General features: G+C 69.9%; 14 protein-coding genes. All 14 read left to right on the top strand.

Features of this window, described 5'->3' with window-relative positions; all coding sequences use genetic code 11:
• Positions 1-5 precede the first annotated feature (5 nt).
• The 14 genes from RIC31_RS00590 to RIC31_RS00525 all read left to right on the top strand — a co-directional run bounded on the left by RIC31_RS00590 (position 6) and on the right by RIC31_RS00525 (position 16,794).
• Positions 6-800, top strand: a complete 795-nt coding sequence (locus RIC31_RS00590) for a motility protein A (RefSeq protein WP_350099972.1) — start codon at positions 6-8, stop codon at positions 798-800.
• A 2-nt stretch (positions 801-802) separates the two neighbouring features.
• Positions 803-1,690, top strand: coding sequence for an OmpA/MotB family protein (locus RIC31_RS00585; RefSeq protein WP_350099970.1), 888 nt, complete (start codon positions 803-805; stop codon positions 1,688-1,690).
• Between the two features lie 12 nt (positions 1,691-1,702).
• Positions 1,703-2,959, top strand: a complete 1,257-nt coding sequence (locus tag RIC31_RS00580; RefSeq protein WP_350099968.1) for an EAL domain-containing protein — start codon at positions 1,703-1,705, stop codon at positions 2,957-2,959.
• Between the two features lie 2 nt (positions 2,960-2,961).
• Entirely contained in the window at positions 2,962-4,104 is a 1,143-nt protein-coding gene (locus RIC31_RS00575) for a calcium:cation antiporter (RefSeq protein WP_350099965.1), read from the top strand.
• A 71-nt stretch (positions 4,105-4,175) separates the two neighbouring features.
• Positions 4,176-5,318: an ABC transporter ATP-binding protein gene (locus RIC31_RS00570; RefSeq protein WP_350099963.1), complete on the top strand. Its 1,143-nt coding sequence runs from the start codon at positions 4,176-4,178 to the stop codon at positions 5,316-5,318.
• Positions 5,318-6,247, top strand: coding sequence for an ABC transporter permease (locus RIC31_RS00565; RefSeq protein WP_350099961.1), 930 nt, complete (start codon positions 5,318-5,320; stop codon positions 6,245-6,247). The genes RIC31_RS00570 and RIC31_RS00565 overlap by 1 nt, the downstream gene beginning before the upstream one ends.
• A complete protein-coding gene (locus RIC31_RS00560) occupies positions 6,240-7,067 on the top strand; it encodes an ABC transporter permease (protein WP_350099959.1) in 828 nt (275 codons plus the stop codon). The genes RIC31_RS00565 and RIC31_RS00560 overlap by 8 nt, the downstream gene beginning before the upstream one ends.
• A gap of 32 nt (positions 7,068-7,099) precedes the next feature.
• Positions 7,100-8,134 carry an extracellular solute-binding protein gene (locus RIC31_RS00555; RefSeq protein ID WP_350099957.1) on the top strand — a complete coding sequence of 345 codons (1,035 nt, stop codon included), beginning with the start codon at positions 7,100-7,102 and terminating at the stop codon, positions 8,132-8,134.
• A 231-nt stretch (positions 8,135-8,365) separates the two neighbouring features.
• Positions 8,366-10,408: a multiheme c-type cytochrome gene (locus RIC31_RS00550; RefSeq protein ID WP_350099955.1), complete on the top strand. Its 2,043-nt coding sequence runs from the start codon at positions 8,366-8,368 to the stop codon at positions 10,406-10,408.
• Positions 10,405-11,802, top strand: coding sequence for a hypothetical protein (locus RIC31_RS00545; RefSeq protein ID WP_350099952.1), 1,398 nt, complete (start codon positions 10,405-10,407; stop codon positions 11,800-11,802). Before RIC31_RS00550 ends, RIC31_RS00545 begins: the two co-directional genes overlap by 4 nt.
• Positions 11,803-11,835: 33 nt before the next feature.
• Entirely contained in the window at positions 11,836-13,092 is a 1,257-nt protein-coding gene (locus tag RIC31_RS00540) for a 2Fe-2S iron-sulfur cluster-binding protein (protein ID WP_350099950.1), read from the top strand.
• A 101-nt stretch (positions 13,093-13,193) separates the two neighbouring features.
• A complete protein-coding gene (locus RIC31_RS00535; RefSeq protein ID WP_350099948.1) occupies positions 13,194-14,219 on the top strand; it encodes a cytochrome c family protein in 1,026 nt (341 codons plus the stop codon).
• 56 nt (positions 14,220-14,275) lie between these two features.
• Entirely contained in the window at positions 14,276-15,973 is a 1,698-nt protein-coding gene (locus RIC31_RS00530) for a cyclic nucleotide-binding domain-containing protein (protein ID WP_350099945.1), read from the top strand.
• Positions 15,958-16,794, top strand: coding sequence for a hypothetical protein (locus tag RIC31_RS00525; protein WP_350099942.1), 837 nt, complete (start codon positions 15,958-15,960; stop codon positions 16,792-16,794). Before RIC31_RS00530 ends, RIC31_RS00525 begins: the two co-directional genes overlap by 16 nt.
• The last annotated feature ends 147 nt before the right edge of the window (positions 16,795-16,941 follow it).

Below are 16,941 nucleotides of genomic sequence, written 5' to 3'. Positions count from 1 at the left end.
GCCTCATGCATCGTCTGGCCGCACTGCGCTCGCCGTTGAATACAACTGTACTCGGGATCGCGGGCGTCGGCGGCCTGATATGGCTGATCGTCCGGGCCGCCGGCGACACCGCCGGCCAGTACTGGAACCCGATCGGACTGCTGATCGTGCTGGGCGGCACCATGGCCGCGACCCTGATCGCATTCCGCGGCCGCCACCTGCTGAGCCTGCTGTCCTCGCTCGGTGCGCTGTTCGAGCGCGAGCCGACGATCCGCCATGAGATCGAGGTCATCGTCAAGGTCGCCACTCTGGTCGGGCGCTCCAACGTCCGGCTGGCCGAGGCCGAGGTCGCCAAGGTCGAGCGGCCGTTCCTGAAGCTCGGCCTGCAGCTCGCGCTCGACGGCGTGCCGGTCGAGGAACTGATGCACGTGCTGAACTGGCGGATCCAGAAGCAGGTCGAGCGCGAGAACGCCCAGGCCAAGCTGCTGCGCACCCTGGCGAATTTCGCGCCGGCGCTCGGCATGCTCGGCACCCTGGTCGGGCTGGTCAACATGCTGTCGGTGCTCGGGTCCGGCGACCTGGACGTCATCGGCCGCGGCCTGTCGATCGCGCTGATCACCACGGTCTACGGCGTCGGCCTGGCGAACCTGGTGTTCCGGCCGATCGCGATCCGGCTGGAGCAGCGCACCATCCACCGGGTGGCGCTGATGAACGTGCTGCTGGACGGCATCATCCTGCTCCGCCTCGGCCGTTCGCCGTCGACGATCCGCGACACCATCGACACGCTGGTCGCGGACCGGGTCGACGAGATGGGGCGCTGACCGTGGCTCGCCGGCCGAAAGCCGAACCGGACGAGCCGGAAGTCGAGGAGGCAGCTGACTCGACAGTCGGCCTGGGTGGAAGGGCCGACAGCTTCGAGCGGATCCGCAGCGGCGCGTCGGCGACCCAGGGGAGTAGCGACGCCGAGGCCGAGGACGAGCATGCCTGGCTGACCACCTACACCGACATGGTCACGCTGCTGCTGACCTGCTTCATCATGCTGATCAGCGTCGCCACTTTCACCGGCGACAAGTCGGCGCCGTCGGTGGTGCCGCCGGACCCGGTGCCCGGCGAGGCCGGCGCGCCGCCGCCGGCGCTGCCCGACCGGCCGGCGCCGGCCGCCGGGGCGCCCGCCGCCCACGTGCCCGACGCGCTGTTCCTGCGGCAGCCGCCGCAGAGCTGGTCGGCCCGGATGTCGCGCGACCTGCAGCGATTCGTGGGCATGGCGACGGTGCCGGGCGGCCTGACCGTCGAGACCGCCGAGACGGTGGTGACGGTCCGGCTGACCGACAGCCTGATGTTCCCGTCCGGCCGGGTCGAGATCGCGCCGGAGGGACTGGACCTGCTGCGCGAACTGGCGCCGCTTCTGGAGGCGTCGCCGGCGCGGATCGAGGTCCAGGGCCACACCGATTCGGTGCCGATCGGTAGCTGGCTGTTCCCGTCCAACTGGGAATTGTCGGCCGCAAGGGCGGCGGCGGTGGTTCGGGCGCTGGTAGGGGCGGGGATGCCGCCGGACCGGCTTTTCGTCGCCGGATTCGCCGATACCCGGCCGCTGGCGGGCAACGACGACGAGGCCGGGCGGCGCGCCAACCGCCGGGTCGAGCTGGTGCTGCGGGCGCCGTTCGACCCGCCCGGGGCCAGCGGCATTCCGGGACCGGAGGCGAACCGGTAGGATGCGACCGCAATGATCAGTGCAGCGGATTTCCTCAGGGCGACCAACGAGCGCGGCAAGGCCGACGGGGCCACCGCCCTGATTGTCGATTTCGGCGGCGTGCAGAACATCGACGACCCGACGATCGACCGGGCGCTGCGCGACCACTTCCGCCATGCCGCCGGCGAAGTCACCGAGCAGATCGCCCGGCTGGGGCGGCACGAGATCGCGTGCCTGAGCTCGAACGCGGTCGCCGGACGACTGGCCGAGGCGGTCGCCGAGCTCGACGAGATCGTGCGCGACCAGGGATTGGGCGCGATCCGGTCGGATCGCTACGTGCTGCCGCGCGACGGTCGGGCCCTGGCGGAGCGGGTCCGGGCGATCGTCGGGGGCGCCGATCCGGCGGTGGCGGCGGGACTGCGCCGGGACCGGCGCAACGATCTGGCTCAGTTGCTCAGGATCGAGCAGATGGTGCGACGGATGGATATCTCGTCGCTGGTTCACCACCAGGCCCTGTACGATTTCGTCAAGCCCCGCAGCCCGGTCACGCTGGCACGCGAACTGACCGTGTCGATGCAGCGGCTGTCGGAGACCCTGGGCGTGGCGGTGGCCGAGAACCCCTGGCTGTTCGACAAGGTCACGCAACTGCTCGACCGCCGCATGCTGTTCCACCTGGTGCACGACCGCAGCCGGCATGCCGAGCCCTACGCCGTCAACCTGCGGGTCGCCACCGTCCTGGGTCCCGGCTTCACCGACCTCATCGGCCGTCTGGCGGCCCGGGAGCACGAGACATTGATCGTCGAACTTTCCCAGAACGACCGCAGCGCGAATACCGCGACCTTCGACGCCGCGGTGGAGGAACTCGAGCGCCTGGGCATCCACAGCGCCTTCCACGCCGGCGGCTGGGACGGCCTGGCTGCGATGGTCGACGGCGAGGACGCGCGGATCCTGCGGGAGATCGACTTCCTGAAGGTGCGCTGGGACCCGACCGATCTCGACCTGACCGCCGCCGAGACCGCGGCCGTCAAGGCGCTGGTCGAGCGGATCGGACCGCAGCGCGTGGTGCTGGAGCGTGCCGGGGACGAGACGGCCATCCAGTTCGCGCAGGGCGTCGGCGTGCGGCTGATGCAGGGCTTCGGCGTCACCGAGCATGTCCGGACGATGCACGAGAAGGAGCGCGACCGCACCGCCGCCCGGGTCCGCCGGGCCGCCCGCCAGACCGGCGACGAGCCGGCCGAGCCCGCGAAGCCTGCGGCCGGCAGCGCGCTGCGCAAGTTGTTCAGGTTGTGAGCATGGCCGGGAAGACGTCTTCGGGAGGCCCCGCCGGCTGGCTGCGGGTGCTGCGCGACGAGGCTGCCCTGATCGGGGTCGCCGCCACCTTCGTGATGTTCCAGGCCGGCGGCGACGCCTGGCTGAACGGCCTTGCCGACCCGCTGGTCGCCACCGCGATCTTCTGCTGGCTGTTCGGGGTCATGCTGTGGGCGTCGTTCGCGGTGGTCCGGCACGCCGACGCGCTGGCCGAGATGCTGGGCGAGCCCTACGGCACCCTGATCCTTACCCTGGCGGTCATCAGCATCGAGATCGCCCTGATCTCGGCGGTGATGCTGACCGGCGAGGCGGCGCCCACCCTGGCGCGCGACACCATGTTCGCGATCCTGATGATCGTGCTGAACGGCCTGACCGGTGCCGCCCTGCTGATCGGCGGCCTGATGCACCGCGAGCAGGACTACAACCTGCAGGGCGCGCGCGCCTTCGTGGCGGTGCTGATGCCGCTGGCGGTGCTGGCGCTGGTGCTGCCGAAATACACGGTGTCGACCGCCGACCCGACCTTCTCGGCGCCGCAGGCGGTGTTCTTCGCGGTCGTCACGCTGCTGCTGTACGGCGTGTTCCTGGCGGTCCAGACCGTGCGGCACCGCGGCTTCTTCGAGCAGCCGGCGGCCGCCGAGGACGGCGCGGCGCCGGCGCACGAGCATCACGCCGCGCGCTCGCTGCCCTATCACGCAGCACTGCTGCTGCTCACCCTGCTGCCGGTGGTGCTGCTGTCCAAGCGGCTGGCCACGGTCGTCGACTTCGGCACCGTGCGGTTCGACATGCCGATCGAGTTCGGCGGCGTGGTGATCGCCCTGCTGGTGCTGACCCCGGAAGGGCTGGCGGCGCTGCGGGCGGCCCGCGCCAACTACCTGCAGCGCGCTGTGAACCTGCTGCTCGGCTCCGGTCTCGCGACCATCGGCCTGACCGTGCCGGCGGTGCTGGCGATCGGCCTGGTCCTGCAGCAGGAGGTCACGCTCGGCCTGGACGACGCGGCCACCGTGCTGCTGGTCCTGACCCTGGTGATGAGCGCGATGACCTTCGGCGGCGTGCGCACCAACCTGCTGCAGGGCGCGGTCCACCTGGTGCTGTTCCTGGCCTACCTGATGCTGATCTTCAGCCCGTGAGCCGGGCAAGCGGCTTGTTGTGCAGTGCACCGAGAGGCTAGCCTGTCCGCGGACGATCGAAAGGATCGCGCATGCAGGAGGCGATCGGACGGGCGGGGGCGCCGATCGACGGGGGCCGGTCCGCAGCTGAGCGGGTGATGGTGGAGGCGCGTTCGGTCTCCAAGCATTTCGGCGGCGGCGACCAGGTGGTGAAGGCGCTCGACGCGGTGTCGGTCGGCATCCGCGAGGGCGAGTTCTTCACGCTGCTGGGCCCGTCGGGTTGCGGCAAGACCACCCTGCTGCGGCTGATCGCCGGCTTCGAGCACCCGACCATGGGCGCGATCCTGCTGGACGGCGCCGACATCTCGGCCCTCCCGCCCTACAAGCGGCCGGTCAACACGGTGTTCCAGAGCTACGCGCTGTTCCCGCACCTGACGGTGGCCGACAACATCGGCTTCGGGCTGCAGATGCTGGGGCGCCCGAAGGCCGAGATCGCCGATACCGTCGACGAGATGCTGCGCATGGTGAAGATGGAGGCGATGCGCGACCGCCAGACCGCGCAGCTCTCCGGCGGCCAGCAGCAGCGCGTGGCGCTCGCCCGGGCGCTGGCGCCGCGGCCGAAGGTGCTGCTGCTGGACGAGCCCTTGTCGGCACTCGACCTGAAGCTGCGCAAGGAGATGCAGGTCGAGCTCAAGCGCCTGCAGCTGGAGACCGGCATCACCTTCGTGTTCGTCACCCACGACCAGGGCGAGGCGCTCGCCATGTCGGACCGCATCGCGGTGATGAGCGAGGGCCGGATCCTGCAGGTCGGCAGCCCGCACGAGATCTACGAGCATCCGGCCGACCATTTCGTCGCCAGCTTCATCGGCGAGACCAACTTCCTGACCGCGGCGGTCGAGGGCATCGAGGCCGGCCAGGTCCGGCTGCGGCTGGGCGGGGCGCTGGAGGTCCGGGCGGGGCTGCCCGAGGGCATGACGCCGGGCGAGCGGGTGACCGTGGTGGTCCGGCCGGAGCATCTGCGAATCGAGGCGGCGGGGGCCGGGGCGGGGCTGCCGGCGACGGTCGGCGACGTGGTCTACCTGGGCACCGACACCCACTACCACCTGCGGCTGGCGGACGGCGAGGCGCTGTTCGCCCGGGTGCAGAACCGGCCCGAAGGCGGCGACGGCTGGCAGGCCGGCGATGCCGTGGCGGCGACCTTCCCGCCGTCGGCCGTGCGCGTGCTGCGCGACTGATGGCGGGCGCGCCGGCACCCGGACGATCCGGAGAGGCCGCGGCCCGGGCGGCCCGCATCCGCCGCAACTGGCTGCTGGCGGCGCCCGCCCTGCTGCTGCTGCTGCTGGCCGCCTCGGGGCCGCTGCTGGTGGTGGTCGTCTACTCGGTGCTGGAGCCGGCGGAGTACAGCGGCGTGGTGTGGGAGCTGTCCGGCGAGGGCTGGTTCCGGGTGCTGTTCCACCGCGACATCTTCGACGAGACCGTCGGGCTGGCCGACGCCCATCTGACGATCTTCTGGCGCTCGGCCTCGATCTCGCTGCTGACCACGATCATCACCCTGCTGCTGGGCTTCCCGACCGCCTACTTCATCGCCACCCGGCCGCCGCGCCAGCGCACGCTCTGGCTGTTCCTGGTCACCATCCCGTTCTGGACCAACCTGCTGATCCGGACCTTCGCGATCATGGAGGTGGTCCGCAACCAGGGCATCCTGAACTCGTGGGCGATGGCGGCCGGGATCATCGAGACGCCGATCCAGATCCTGTACACCGACACCGCCGTGCTGATCGGCATGGTCTACGTGTACCTGCCGCTGATGGTGCTGCCGCTGTACGCCGCCATGGAGCGGCTGGACTTCCGGCTGGTCGAGGCGGCCTACGACCTGTACGCCAGCCGCTGGCGGGTGCTGACCCGGGTGATCGTGCCGCTGGTCAAACCCGGCATCGTCGCCGGCTCGATCCTGGTGTTCATCCCGTCGCTCGGCGCCTACGTCACCCCGCGGGTGCTCGGCGGCGGCAAGAACATGATGATCAGCAACCTGATCGAGCTGCAGTTCGGCGAGGGCCGCAACTGGCCGCTGGGGGCGGCCCTGTCGATGACCCTGCTGGCCTTCGTGATGCTGGCGCTGCTGTTCTACGTGCGCAACATGTCGAGGCTCGAGCGCCGTGGCTGAGCCGGCCCTGCAACCGACCCCGGGAAGGCGTTTCGCGGTCCGCCGGATCCCCGGTTTCGCGACGATCGCGGCGGTCAGCTTCGTCCTGCTGTACGCGCCGATCGCCACGCTGGTGGCCTATGCGTTCAACGCCGGCGACTCGATCGCGCTGTGGGAAGGGTTCTCGCTGCGCTGGTTCGCGGTCGCCTGGGGCAACGAGCTGGTGCAGGAGGCGACGGTCCGGTCGCTGGTGGTTGCGGCCTCCGCCTCGGCGGTGGCGACCGCGGTCGCCACCATGGCGGCACTCGGCACCACCCGGACCGCGCCGTTTCCGGGCGGCATGCTGATCTATGCGCTGATCAACCAGCCGCTGATGGTGCCCGAGATCGTCACCGCCGTGGCACTGCTGATCGTGTTCGCAATGGTCAAGATCGCCACCGGCTACAGCGGGCTCGGTTACCTGATCGCGGCCCATGCCGCGTTCTGCGTGCCGTTTGCCTATCTGCCGATCCGGGCCCGTCTGGAGGGCATGGACCTGTCCTACGAGACCGCCGCCGCCGACCTGTACGCCACCCCGTGGCAGACCTTCCGCCGCATTACCCTGCCGCTGATGAGCCCGGGCATCGTCGCCGGCTCGATGCTGGCCTTCGTCATCTCGCTCGACGACGTGGTGATCACCGAGTTCGTGAAATCGGCCGGCCAGGACACCCTGCCGACCTACATGCTGGGCCAGCTCCGGCGGGCGGTGACCCCGGAGGTGAACGCGATCTCGACCGCGCTGCTGGCGGTGACGGTGCTGCTGCTCTCGGCCTTCTTTGTACTGAACCGGCAACGGAGATAAACTGCGGTCACAACAAAAACAGGAGGCTGATCATGTCTAGGAGGCTGACCGGGGCGCTGTCGGCGCTGGCGATGCTGGTTTTCGCCGGTACCGCCGCTGCCGAAGGGGAACTGAACATCTACAACTGGGGCAACTACACCAACCCCGACCTGATCAAGAAGTTCGAGGAGACCTACAAGGTCAAGGTCACCATCACCGACTACGACTCGAACTCCACCGCGCTGACCAAGGTGAAGGCCGGGGGCCACGGCTTCGACATCGTGGTGCCGTCCGCCAACTATGTGCCGATCTTCGTCAATGAGGGGCTGCTGCTGGAGTCGCGGCCGGACCAGATGTCCAACTTCAAGAACGTCGACCCGACATGGGTCGACGTGCCGTGGGATCCGGGCCGCAAGTACACCGCACCGTGGCAGTGGGGCACCACCGGCATCGCGGTCAACACCGACGCCTACAGCGGCGATCCGAATACCTCGGCGATCTTCATGGACCCACCGGCCGAGCTGGTCGGCAAGGTCAACGTCGTGCCGGAGATGAACGACGTGATCGGCCTCGCCATCATGTATGTCGGCGGCAAGCCCTGCACCGCCGACAAGGACGTGCTGCGCAAAGTCCGCGACCAGCTGATGGCGGCCAAGCCGAAGTGGCAGTCGATGGACTACGGCATGACCGAGAAGATGTCGAACGGCGACGTCATGGCCTCGGTCAACTGGAACGGCTCGACCTTCCGCGTGCGCGCCAAGAACCCGAAGGTGGTCTACGGCTACCCGAAGGAGGGCTACGTGGTGTGGATGGACTCGGTGGCGGTGCTGAAGGACGCCAAGAACGTCGAGAACGCCAAGCTGTTCCAGAACTTCATCATGGACCCGGAGAACGCCGCCCTGATCTCGGCGTTCGCGCGCTACGCCAACGGCATCAAGGGCTCCGAGAAGTTCATGCCGGAGGACATGAAGACGGCGCCGGAGATCGTGGTGCCGGAGCAGTTCAAGGCGGCCGGCACCTTCCTGCCGACCTGCCCGAAGGAGGCGCGGGACCTGTACACCGCGATCTGGACCGAGCTGCGGAAGTAGCCGGAGGGCGCGGGCCCGCTCCGATTCCGGGGTGGGCCCGTCGCCGCATCACGGGCGCGTCACAATAACATGCTAATATTAATCGGGTATTTCGAATTTTTGCATTGGTGACACTGTGCTCCAGGGCGATGAGGGTCTAGGGTCCGCGCTGAACCGTGGATACAGGTCTCGACCGTTGTGGCTCGGTTACGGGCTCCATCCGCATAGGGCAAACAGTTCCGGGGGGCTCCGGTGGTACGCTGCAGTCTGGCGTTCGGCCGCTTCGCAAGGGCGCTGACCGTCCCGCTCGTCGTCGTTTCGTCGTGGTCGGCCGCGCTCGCCGGGCAGCCGGCCGTCAGTACGCGGTCGATGGACCGGATCGCGGCGCAGCTGGCGGCGTCGGACGACCTGCTGCTGGCGCCGGCGCCCGGCGCCTCGGGGGGTGACGACCTTCTGCTTCCGAACCCCGCCGCCGGCGATCCACTCCTGGCACCGTCTTCGGGCGACGACGACCTGCTGCTGGCGCCGGGCGTCGGCCAGCCCCTGGTCGCGCCCGCCATCGGGGAACCGGCGCCGGTCGCCGGACCGGAGACGACCGACGAGCCCGCGTCGGACGCCGCGGCCGCACACCAGCAGCTGTTCGCCGAGGGCCGGTTTCCGTCGGCCAACACCTGCGCGACCTGCCATCCGCGGCAGTACGAGGCATGGTCGGTTTCGCAGCACGCCTACGCCCAGCTCAGCCCGGTGTTCCTCACCATGCAGGCGGCGATCAACGCCAAGACCAGCGGCACCAACGGCGATTTCTGCGTGCGTTGCCATTCGCCGGTCGGCATGAACCTCGAGGAGTCGGTCTATGTCTCGAACTTCGACCGTCACCCGACCTCGCGCGAGGGTGTGACGTGCATCGCCTGCCACCGGGTCGACCGGAACTACGGCAAGATCAGCGGCCGCCTGTCGATCGTCGAGGGCGACCTGTTCTCACCGGTCTACGGGCCGACCGGCGACGCCGAGCTGAAGCGGGTTCTCGCCGAACCGGAGACCTTCCGGGTCTCGACCGAGCGCGACGATCCCGGCCGCGGCATCCACACCGAGGTGAAGCGGTTCTTCCCGCTGGTCACGCCGGGATTCTGCGGTACCTGCCATGATGTCACCCTGGTCAACGGGTTCCGGCTGGAGGAGGCGTTCGCCGAGTACCAGCAGTCGCCGGCGGCGAGCGAGGGCACGACTTGCCAGAACTGCCACATGGGCAAGGAGCAAGGGGTCGCCTCGGGCTACGACGAGGGCCCGGCGGCGATCGTGGGCGGGCAGCCGACCAAGCCGCGCAAGCTGACCAACCACTATTTCGCCGGCCCCGACCATTCGATCCTGCACCCAGGCCTGTTCCCGCTCAGCGTGAAGGCCTCGGAATTCAAGACCATGCGCGAGTGGGTGCAGTTCGACGACGCGGCCGGGTGGGGAACCGACGCCTTCGAGAACGCGGCCCCGCGCGACTACGCGTTCCCGGACGCCTGGCGGTCGATCGACGACCGCTATGACGGCCGCAAGATCGTCGAGGAGCAGAAGCGCCGGCTGGCGGCCGCCGACGAGCAGCGCCTGGAGGTGCTGCGCAACGGCCTCGGCCTGGGCGAGATCCGGGTCGATCGCGTCGGGCCCGACGGCCTGGGGTTCTCGGTGCCGGTCCGGAACCTGACCGGGGGCCATGCGGTGCCCACCGGCTTCGACGCCGAACGGCTGATGTTCCTGGAGGTTACGGTCACCGACGGGGACGGCAACGTGGTGTACCGCTCCGGCGACCGGGATCCGAACGGCGACGTCCGCGATACCCATTCCGCCTATGTTCATGGTGGCGAACTGCCGCTCGACGAGGACCTGTTCAACCTGCAGTCCAAGTTCCTGGTGCGGCTGCTGCGCGGCGGCGAGCGCGAGCAGGTGCTGCCGATCAACACCTCCCAGGGGGTGCTGCCGTTCGTCAGGCCGGAGGCCTTGCCGACGACGATCTACGGCCGGCCGCAGCTGGCCCGCAAGCACAAGCAGACCATCGAGCCCCTGGGCGAGCGGATCGCGGACTACACGGTGCCGGCGGGCCGCCTGACCGGGCCGGGGCCGTATGCGGTCAAGGTCCGGCTGCTGGCCCAGATGGTGCCGGCGAACCTGATCCTGGCGATCCAGGATATCGGCTTCGACTACGGGATGAGCCCGCGCCAGGTCGCCGACGCTGTGGTCGCCGGCACCCTGACGATCGCCGAGCGCGACCTGACCATCGAGATACCCGGTTCCGGCGGGGCGATCCGATGATCCGCGTCGCCATGGCCCTGTCGTCGCTGGTCCGCCTGCTCGGGGTCGCCGCGCTGACCTTCGCTGCGGGGGCGTCTCCCGCGCCGGCCGAGGTCAAGAAGCTGTCGGAGGAGGTCATCCCCTACAAGGGCGACACCCTGCCGGCGCGCACGCGGCCGCTGCTGGAGGTGGGGCCGGCCCTGCTCGGCACCGGACCGCTCGACCCCGGCATCGAGTTGCCGACCGGGGCGGTCTGGCAACCCGCGCTGTGGGTTTTCGGCCAGTACCGGACCGCGGTCGACATCTACAAGAACGGCGACGCACCGGAGGTGCAGGAGTGGGCCAACCGGCTCGACCTGTTCGCCAACCTGCGGCTGAGCGGGACCGAGCGGGTGCTGATCGGCCTGTCGCCGCTGCGCGACGGGACGAGGTTCAGCGGCTATCACCGCCGGCCGGAGTCACAGCAGGGCTTCGACGACGAGTTCAGTGGCGAGCCGACGGCGCTGTTCTTCGAGGGCGAGATCGGCGAGATCTTCCCGGAGGCCGATCCGTTCGATACCGGTGGGCTCGACCTCGGCTTCACCGTCGGCCGCCAGCAGCTGCTGTTCCAGGAAGGCCTGCTGATCAACGACACGGTCGACGCGGTGGCATTGACCCGCGACACCGTGATCACCAGGGGACTGTCGGTCGATACCCGCCTGACCGCGCTGTTCGGCTGGGGCAACATCCATCGCAGCGACAACCGACGCGACGACGAGGCGCAGCTGTTCGGGGCGTTCACGGAGACCGATCTGCGGTCGTCGACGGTCGCCGCCGACGCGATCTTCGTCACCGGCGGCAACGACGCCGGGGCGGGCACCGACGGGGCCTTCCTGGGGATCGGCAGCACCCAGCGGATCGGCAAGCTCAACACCGCGTTCCGGTTGGCCCAGTCGATCGCGCTGGACGAGAGCTCGGCGGCGGTCGACACCGGCACGCTCGCGCTGGCGGAACTGTCCGGCGACCCGCTCGGCAACGACGACGTGCTGTACCTGAACGGCGCCTGGGCGGCCGGCCGCTTCACGTCGGCGGCCCGCGATCCGCTGGTGGGCGGTCCGCTGGGGCCGGTCGGCATCCTGTTCGCGTCGGCCGGTCTCGGCGACTACGGCGTGGCGCTCAACAACCGGGCCGAGGACGTGGCGGCGGCGGCGCTCGGCTATCAGATGTTCTTCAACGAGGAGCGGACCCAGGTGGTGGCCGAGCTCGGCGCCCGGGTCGGCACCGACGGCGAGCAGCGCGACGCCGCCGCCCTCGGGCTGCGCCTGCAGCAGGCGCTGGGCGACCGCTACGTCGTCCAGCTCGACGGCTTCGTTTCCAGGGAAGAGGCACGGGATGTCGGCTATGGTGCCCGGACCGAGTTCCTGGTCCGGTTCTGACCGGATCGCCGCGCCCACCATGGAGGACTCCCCATGATCGGCATGCTGGAAGCGGTCGGCTACGCGATCGTGGCGGGCACCCTGGCCGAGGCCGCGGTCGGGCTGGCCGGAACCTGGCGCCGCGGTGCCCTGGAGCGCCGCAGCCTCGCCGCCGAATCGAAGCTGTTCGAGCGCCGGCTGGAGCTGTCGCTGCGCCGGGCCGAGGTCGAGCGCGACCGGGCCGTCAACACCTGGAGCGGCTACCGCAAGCTCAAGGTGATCCGCAAGATTCGCGAGGCGGAGGGCGTCCATTCGCTCGAACTGGCGGCCCATAACGGCCGGCCCCTGCCGCCCTATCAGCCCGGCCAGTACCTGACGTTCCAGGTCCGGGTCCCGGATCATCCGAAGCCGCTGATCCGTTGCTACTCCCTGTCCGATGCGCCCGGCCAGGGCGATCGCTACCGGATCAGCGTCAAGAAGCTCGGTCCGCCTTCCGGAGCGGACTGCGGTCCGGGCCTGGTATCGTCCTACTTCAACGACACGGTCCAGGAGGGCGACATCCTGGACGCGGGGGCGCCGGCCGGCGTCTTCGTGTGCGACCCGGCGGCGGACCGCCCGGTGGTGCTGATCGCCGGCGGCATCGGAATCACCCCGTTGCTCAGCATGCTGAACGCCGTGTGCACCGGCCCAGGGGAACGCGACGTCTGGCTGTTCTATGGGGTGCGGAACCGGGGGCAGCATGCCTTCGCCGCGCATCTGGCGGACCTGCGCCGGCTCTACCCGGCCTTGCGGACGGTAACCTGCTACAGCGATCCGACGGCGGAATGCGTCCAGGGGGAGCACTTCGACCGTCCCGGCCGAATCGATGTCGATCTACTGAAGGCGCACCTGCCGTCGAACAACTACGCGTTCTACGTCTGCGGGCCGGCGCCGATGATGGAGACCGTGACGGCCGACCTGCGGGCCTGGGGGGTGCCGCCGGAGGACATCCGGGTCGAGGCGTTCGGTGCCGCGACGGTGCGGCGGCAGCCGTCCGGCAGACCGGTCGCGGCGAGCGGGGTCGAGGTGGTGTTCGACCGGTCGGGGAAGACCCTGGCGTGGGACGGCAGCCTGGGCTCGATTCTCGACCTGGCGGAGCGCAACGGGGTCGCTCTAGAGAGCGGCTGCCGGGCCGGTCATTGCGGGACCTGTGTGGTTGCCATCAAGGATGGTGTCGTCGACTATGTCGTGCAGCCGGTCGTGACGCCTGAGCCGGGTACCTGCCTCGCATGCATGGCCGTCCCGACGAGCCGGCTCGTCCTGGACGGATGAGCACGAGCTTGCGAGCGGTTGGAGCGGATGGCTCGCCGTGCGGGGTAGCGCCTGATCACGAGACAACGACGACCTGGGAGATTTGAACGATGCGGGAAGGCATGAACCGGCAGCTTGAGAACTCGACGGCGGCGGCGATCGCGGCCCTGGTGCTCGCCGTCTGTCTGTTCACCGGCCCCGGGACGGCGCTGGCGCAAGGCGATGGGGATCGTTTCAAGGTCATCGGCCCGACCAAGTGCGCGGAGTGCCACAAGGCCGAGACCGAGGTGTGGAAGGGAACCACGCACCATGCCCTGTTCACCGACCTGACCCGCTCGAAGGAGGCGAACCAGATCGCCGAACGCATGGGTATGCGTCGGATCAAGTCCGAGAGCCTGTGCCTCGACTGTCACTTCACGACGGTTGCGACCGAGGGTGGCGGCCGCGAGGCGATCGCCGGCGTGTCCTGTGAATCCTGCCACGGCCCGGCCAGTGTCTGGCAGCCGATCCACAGCGGCTTCAGCGGCAAGAAGGAAGGCCAGGAGACGCCCGCCGAGATCGCCACTCGCTGGGAGAAGTCGGAGGCGGCCGGCATGATCCGGCCGAAGGACATGTACCGGTGGGCGAAGAACTGCTTCTCCTGCCACGTCGTGCCCCAGGAAAAGCTGGTCAACACCGGTGGACACAGGGCCGGGAGCCCGTTCGAGCTGGTCGCCTGGTCGCAGGGCGAGGTTCGCCACAACCTCTGGTACAACAAGGGGGCGATCAACGAGCCGGCGTCCCGGGAGACCAAGCGCCTGATGTTCGTGGTCGGGCGGGCGGTCGAGCTCGAGACCTCCCTGCGTGCGGTCGGCAAGGCCACCGAGCGCGCCGGCTACGCTGTGGCGATGGCGAAGCGTGCCCAGGCCGCGCGCCAGGCCGTCGACGCGTTGTACGGCTACCTGAAGATCGACGAGCTGAAACAGATCTCGACGGCGGCCAACAGCGCCGGGCTGAAGCTGAACAACGAGGCCGCCCTGTCGGCTGCGGCCGACGAGGTGGGTGCGGTCACGCGGAAGATCGTCGAGAAGTACGACGGCAGCACGTTCGGCGCCATCGACGGGGTGCTGCCGCCCGAGTCGGCCTACAAGGGCAAGCCGGCGCGCTGACGGGGCGGCGGGGCCCGCCCGCCGCTGTCGGCAGTCCGGCAACGGGAGATTCCGCGTTGGCCCAGACCACATCGATCAGCCGACCCCGCCGCTGGGACAATCCGTTCGACGCGGATCTCGCCACGCGCGACATCGACCGCATTCTGGCGGCGCCGGTTTTCCGCGACCTGGATCCCGAGCGGTTTCCCCCCGGGATGCCGTTGCGGGACATCGTCCGCAACGACGCGCGGATCGATCGCTGCCAGCGCGGCGACATCGTGGTCCGCGAGGGCGACTACGGGAACTCCGTGTTCGTGATCCTGTCGGGCTCGGTCTGCGTGCTGTACGCCGACGCCCCGGGCCTCGGCCGGCCGGCCCAGCGGCCGCGCCGATCGCTCTGGCAGGCGGTGGCCCAGCTGTGGCGCAATCCGTCCGAGATCGAGACCCGCCGGGTCGGCGCCGGCGGCGCCCCGGTCCACCTGCGCGCCGACCGGGTCCGCAGCTACCTGCCGGACGTCGAGCGGACGATGGCGGACCACCCGACCATCCCGCTCGGCCCGGGCGACGTGTTCGGCGAAATCTCGGCGCTGTCGCGGACCCCGCGCACCGCGACGGTGTTCGCGGAGACGGACTGCGAACTTGTGGAACTGCGCTGGCAGGGGTTGCGGGACCTGCGAGCCCGCGACCCGGGACTGCGGGCGACGATCGACCGCCTGCACCGGACGCGCAGCCTGCTCGCGCACCTGTCCGAGAGCCCGTTGTTCGCGCATCTCGACGACGAGACAATGGCCCGGATCGCGCCGACGGTACGCTTCGAGAACCATGGCGACCAGGAGCTGTTCCCGACCGGCGATCTGCCGGGACCGCATGCCGGCGGGACCCTGGCCGGCGAGCCCGTGATCGCCGAGGAGGGCAGCCTGGCCGACGACCTGATCATGGTGCGCGCCGGCTTCGCGCGGGTCACCGAGAGTCTGGACCACGGCCACCGCACAGTCGGCTACGTGCGCTCGAACGACGTCTTCGGCCTCGAGGAACTGGTCCGGCAATGGCGCGGCGACGCGCCGGTGCCGCTGCGCTACAGCCTGCGGGCGATCGGCTACATCGACATCCTGCGGGTCCCGGCGGTGATCATGGAACGCCACGTCCTGCCGAATGCCCCCGCCGGGCTGCTGCCGGAGCCGATGCCGGCGGCGGCGCCGTCGACCCCCGCGTGGCAGCGCGACGAGAGCGACACCGGCATCGAGCAGCCGCTTGTCGACTTCCTGATCGACGAGCGGATCATCAACGGCCGCAGGTCGATGCTGATCGACCTGGATCGCTGCACCGGCTGCGACGACTGCGTGCGGGCCTGCGCCGCGACCCATGACGGCAACCCGCGGTTCGTGCGGCGCGGTCCGGCCAACGGCGACCTGATGGTCGCGCACGCCTGCATGCATTGCGTCGACGCGGTCTGCCTTATCGGCTGTCCGACCGGCGCCATCCACCGCGACCCGTCGTCGGGCGACGTGCAGATCAACGACGCCACCTGCATCGGCTGCGGCACCTGCGCCCACAGCTGCCCCTACGACAACATCGTGATGGTCGAGATCGGCGACCGCGACGGCAATCCGATCGTCGACCGGGACACCGGGGCCGGCATCCGGCGCGCGACCAAGTGCGACATGTGTGCCGGGCAGTGGGGCGGGCCCGCCTGCCAGCGCGCCTGTCCGAACGACGCGCTGGTCCGGCTGGACATGAGCGAGCCTGGAGGGCTGGCGGCATGGCTGCACCGCTGACGGCGCTGACCGGGCGACGGCTGCGCAACACCGCCGCGGTTGCCGTGGCGGTGGCTGTTCTCGTGGCCGGAACCCGGCTGGGCGAGATCGCCCTGCGCGATACCCGGTTCGCGTCGGGCTGGCTCTTGCTGCTGCTGATCGTCGGTCTGGCGGCCTTCGAGTTGCGCAAGCGCGTCCCGGTACTGCCGCTCGGATCGGCGGCCGGTTGGCAGCAGCTGCACATCTATGCCGGCTGGTTCGCGGTCGCGGCGTTTCTGACGCACACCCGGTTCGGCCTGCCGGACGGTCCGTTCGAGACCGCGCTGTGGCTGCCGTTCGTGGCGGTCGCGGTCAGCGGTACCGTCGGGATCTGGCTCAGCCGCCTGCTGCCGAGCCGCATGGGGTCGCATGGCCACCGGGAACTGTACGAACTGCTCCCGGTCCAGCGGGCAGCGCTTGCCGCCGAGGCGCAGTCACTGGCGCTGCAGTCGGCGCAGGACGGTCGGTCGGTGACGATCGCCGACTATTACCACAAGGAACTGCGCGACTTCTTCGAACGGCCACGGAATCAGCTCGGGCACCTGACCGGCTATCGCGGCCACCTGCGGCGGCGGCTGCAGCAGATCGACTCGCTGAACCGGTACCTCGACGATCATGGGCGGACGACCCTGGCGCGGATCGTCGAACTGGTGGTCGCCAAGGATGATCTCGACCACCAGAGGGCGGCGCAGAGCGCTCTTCGGCTGTGGCTGTTCGTGCATGTCCCGCTCGCCTACGCCCTGCTGGTCCTGGCCGCGGTCCACGCGGTCCTGGCCTATGCGTTCGAGATCGGGACGCCGTGACGGCGGCCGGTACCGGACCGCAAGGAGCGGCCGTCGGCTACGACCGCCCTGACCGGCCCTGGCGTTGCGGCCGGCTGGCCGAGGGCGCGCCATGTCCGCGCGGGCCCGACGCCCGGGGGCGGTGTCGAGGTGCCGCGGACTGCGCGC

The sequence above is a fragment of the Thalassobaculum sp. genome (assembly GCF_040219615.1).
Taxonomy (GTDB): Bacteria; Pseudomonadota; Alphaproteobacteria; order Thalassobaculales; family Thalassobaculaceae; genus Thalassobaculum_A.
Note: the sequence above shows the minus strand (reverse complement) of the source record. Positions and strands in the feature narration are given on the sequence as shown.

Coding starts and splice junctions, on each gene's coding strand:
- RIC31_RS00590 (WP_350099972.1), top strand. CDS start 6: ATGCATCGTCTGGCCGCACTGCGCTCGCCGTTGAATACAACTGTACTC.
- RIC31_RS00580 (WP_350099968.1), top strand. CDS start 1,703: ATGATCAGTGCAGCGGATTTCCTCAGGGCGACCAACGAGCGCGGCAAG.
- RIC31_RS00575 (WP_350099965.1), top strand. CDS start 2,962: ATGGCCGGGAAGACGTCTTCGGGAGGCCCCGCCGGCTGGCTGCGGGTG.
- RIC31_RS00570 (WP_350099963.1), top strand. CDS start 4,176: ATGCAGGAGGCGATCGGACGGGCGGGGGCGCCGATCGACGGGGGCCGG.
- RIC31_RS00565 (WP_350099961.1), top strand. CDS start 5,318: ATGGCGGGCGCGCCGGCACCCGGACGATCCGGAGAGGCCGCGGCCCGG.
- RIC31_RS00555 (WP_350099957.1), top strand. CDS start 7,100: ATGTCTAGGAGGCTGACCGGGGCGCTGTCGGCGCTGGCGATGCTGGTT.
- RIC31_RS00545 (WP_350099952.1), top strand. CDS start 10,405: ATGATCCGCGTCGCCATGGCCCTGTCGTCGCTGGTCCGCCTGCTCGGG.
- RIC31_RS00540 (WP_350099950.1), top strand. CDS start 11,836: ATGATCGGCATGCTGGAAGCGGTCGGCTACGCGATCGTGGCGGGCACC.
- RIC31_RS00535 (WP_350099948.1), top strand. CDS start 13,194: ATGAACCGGCAGCTTGAGAACTCGACGGCGGCGGCGATCGCGGCCCTG.
- RIC31_RS00525 (WP_350099942.1), top strand. CDS start 15,958: ATGGCTGCACCGCTGACGGCGCTGACCGGGCGACGGCTGCGCAACACC.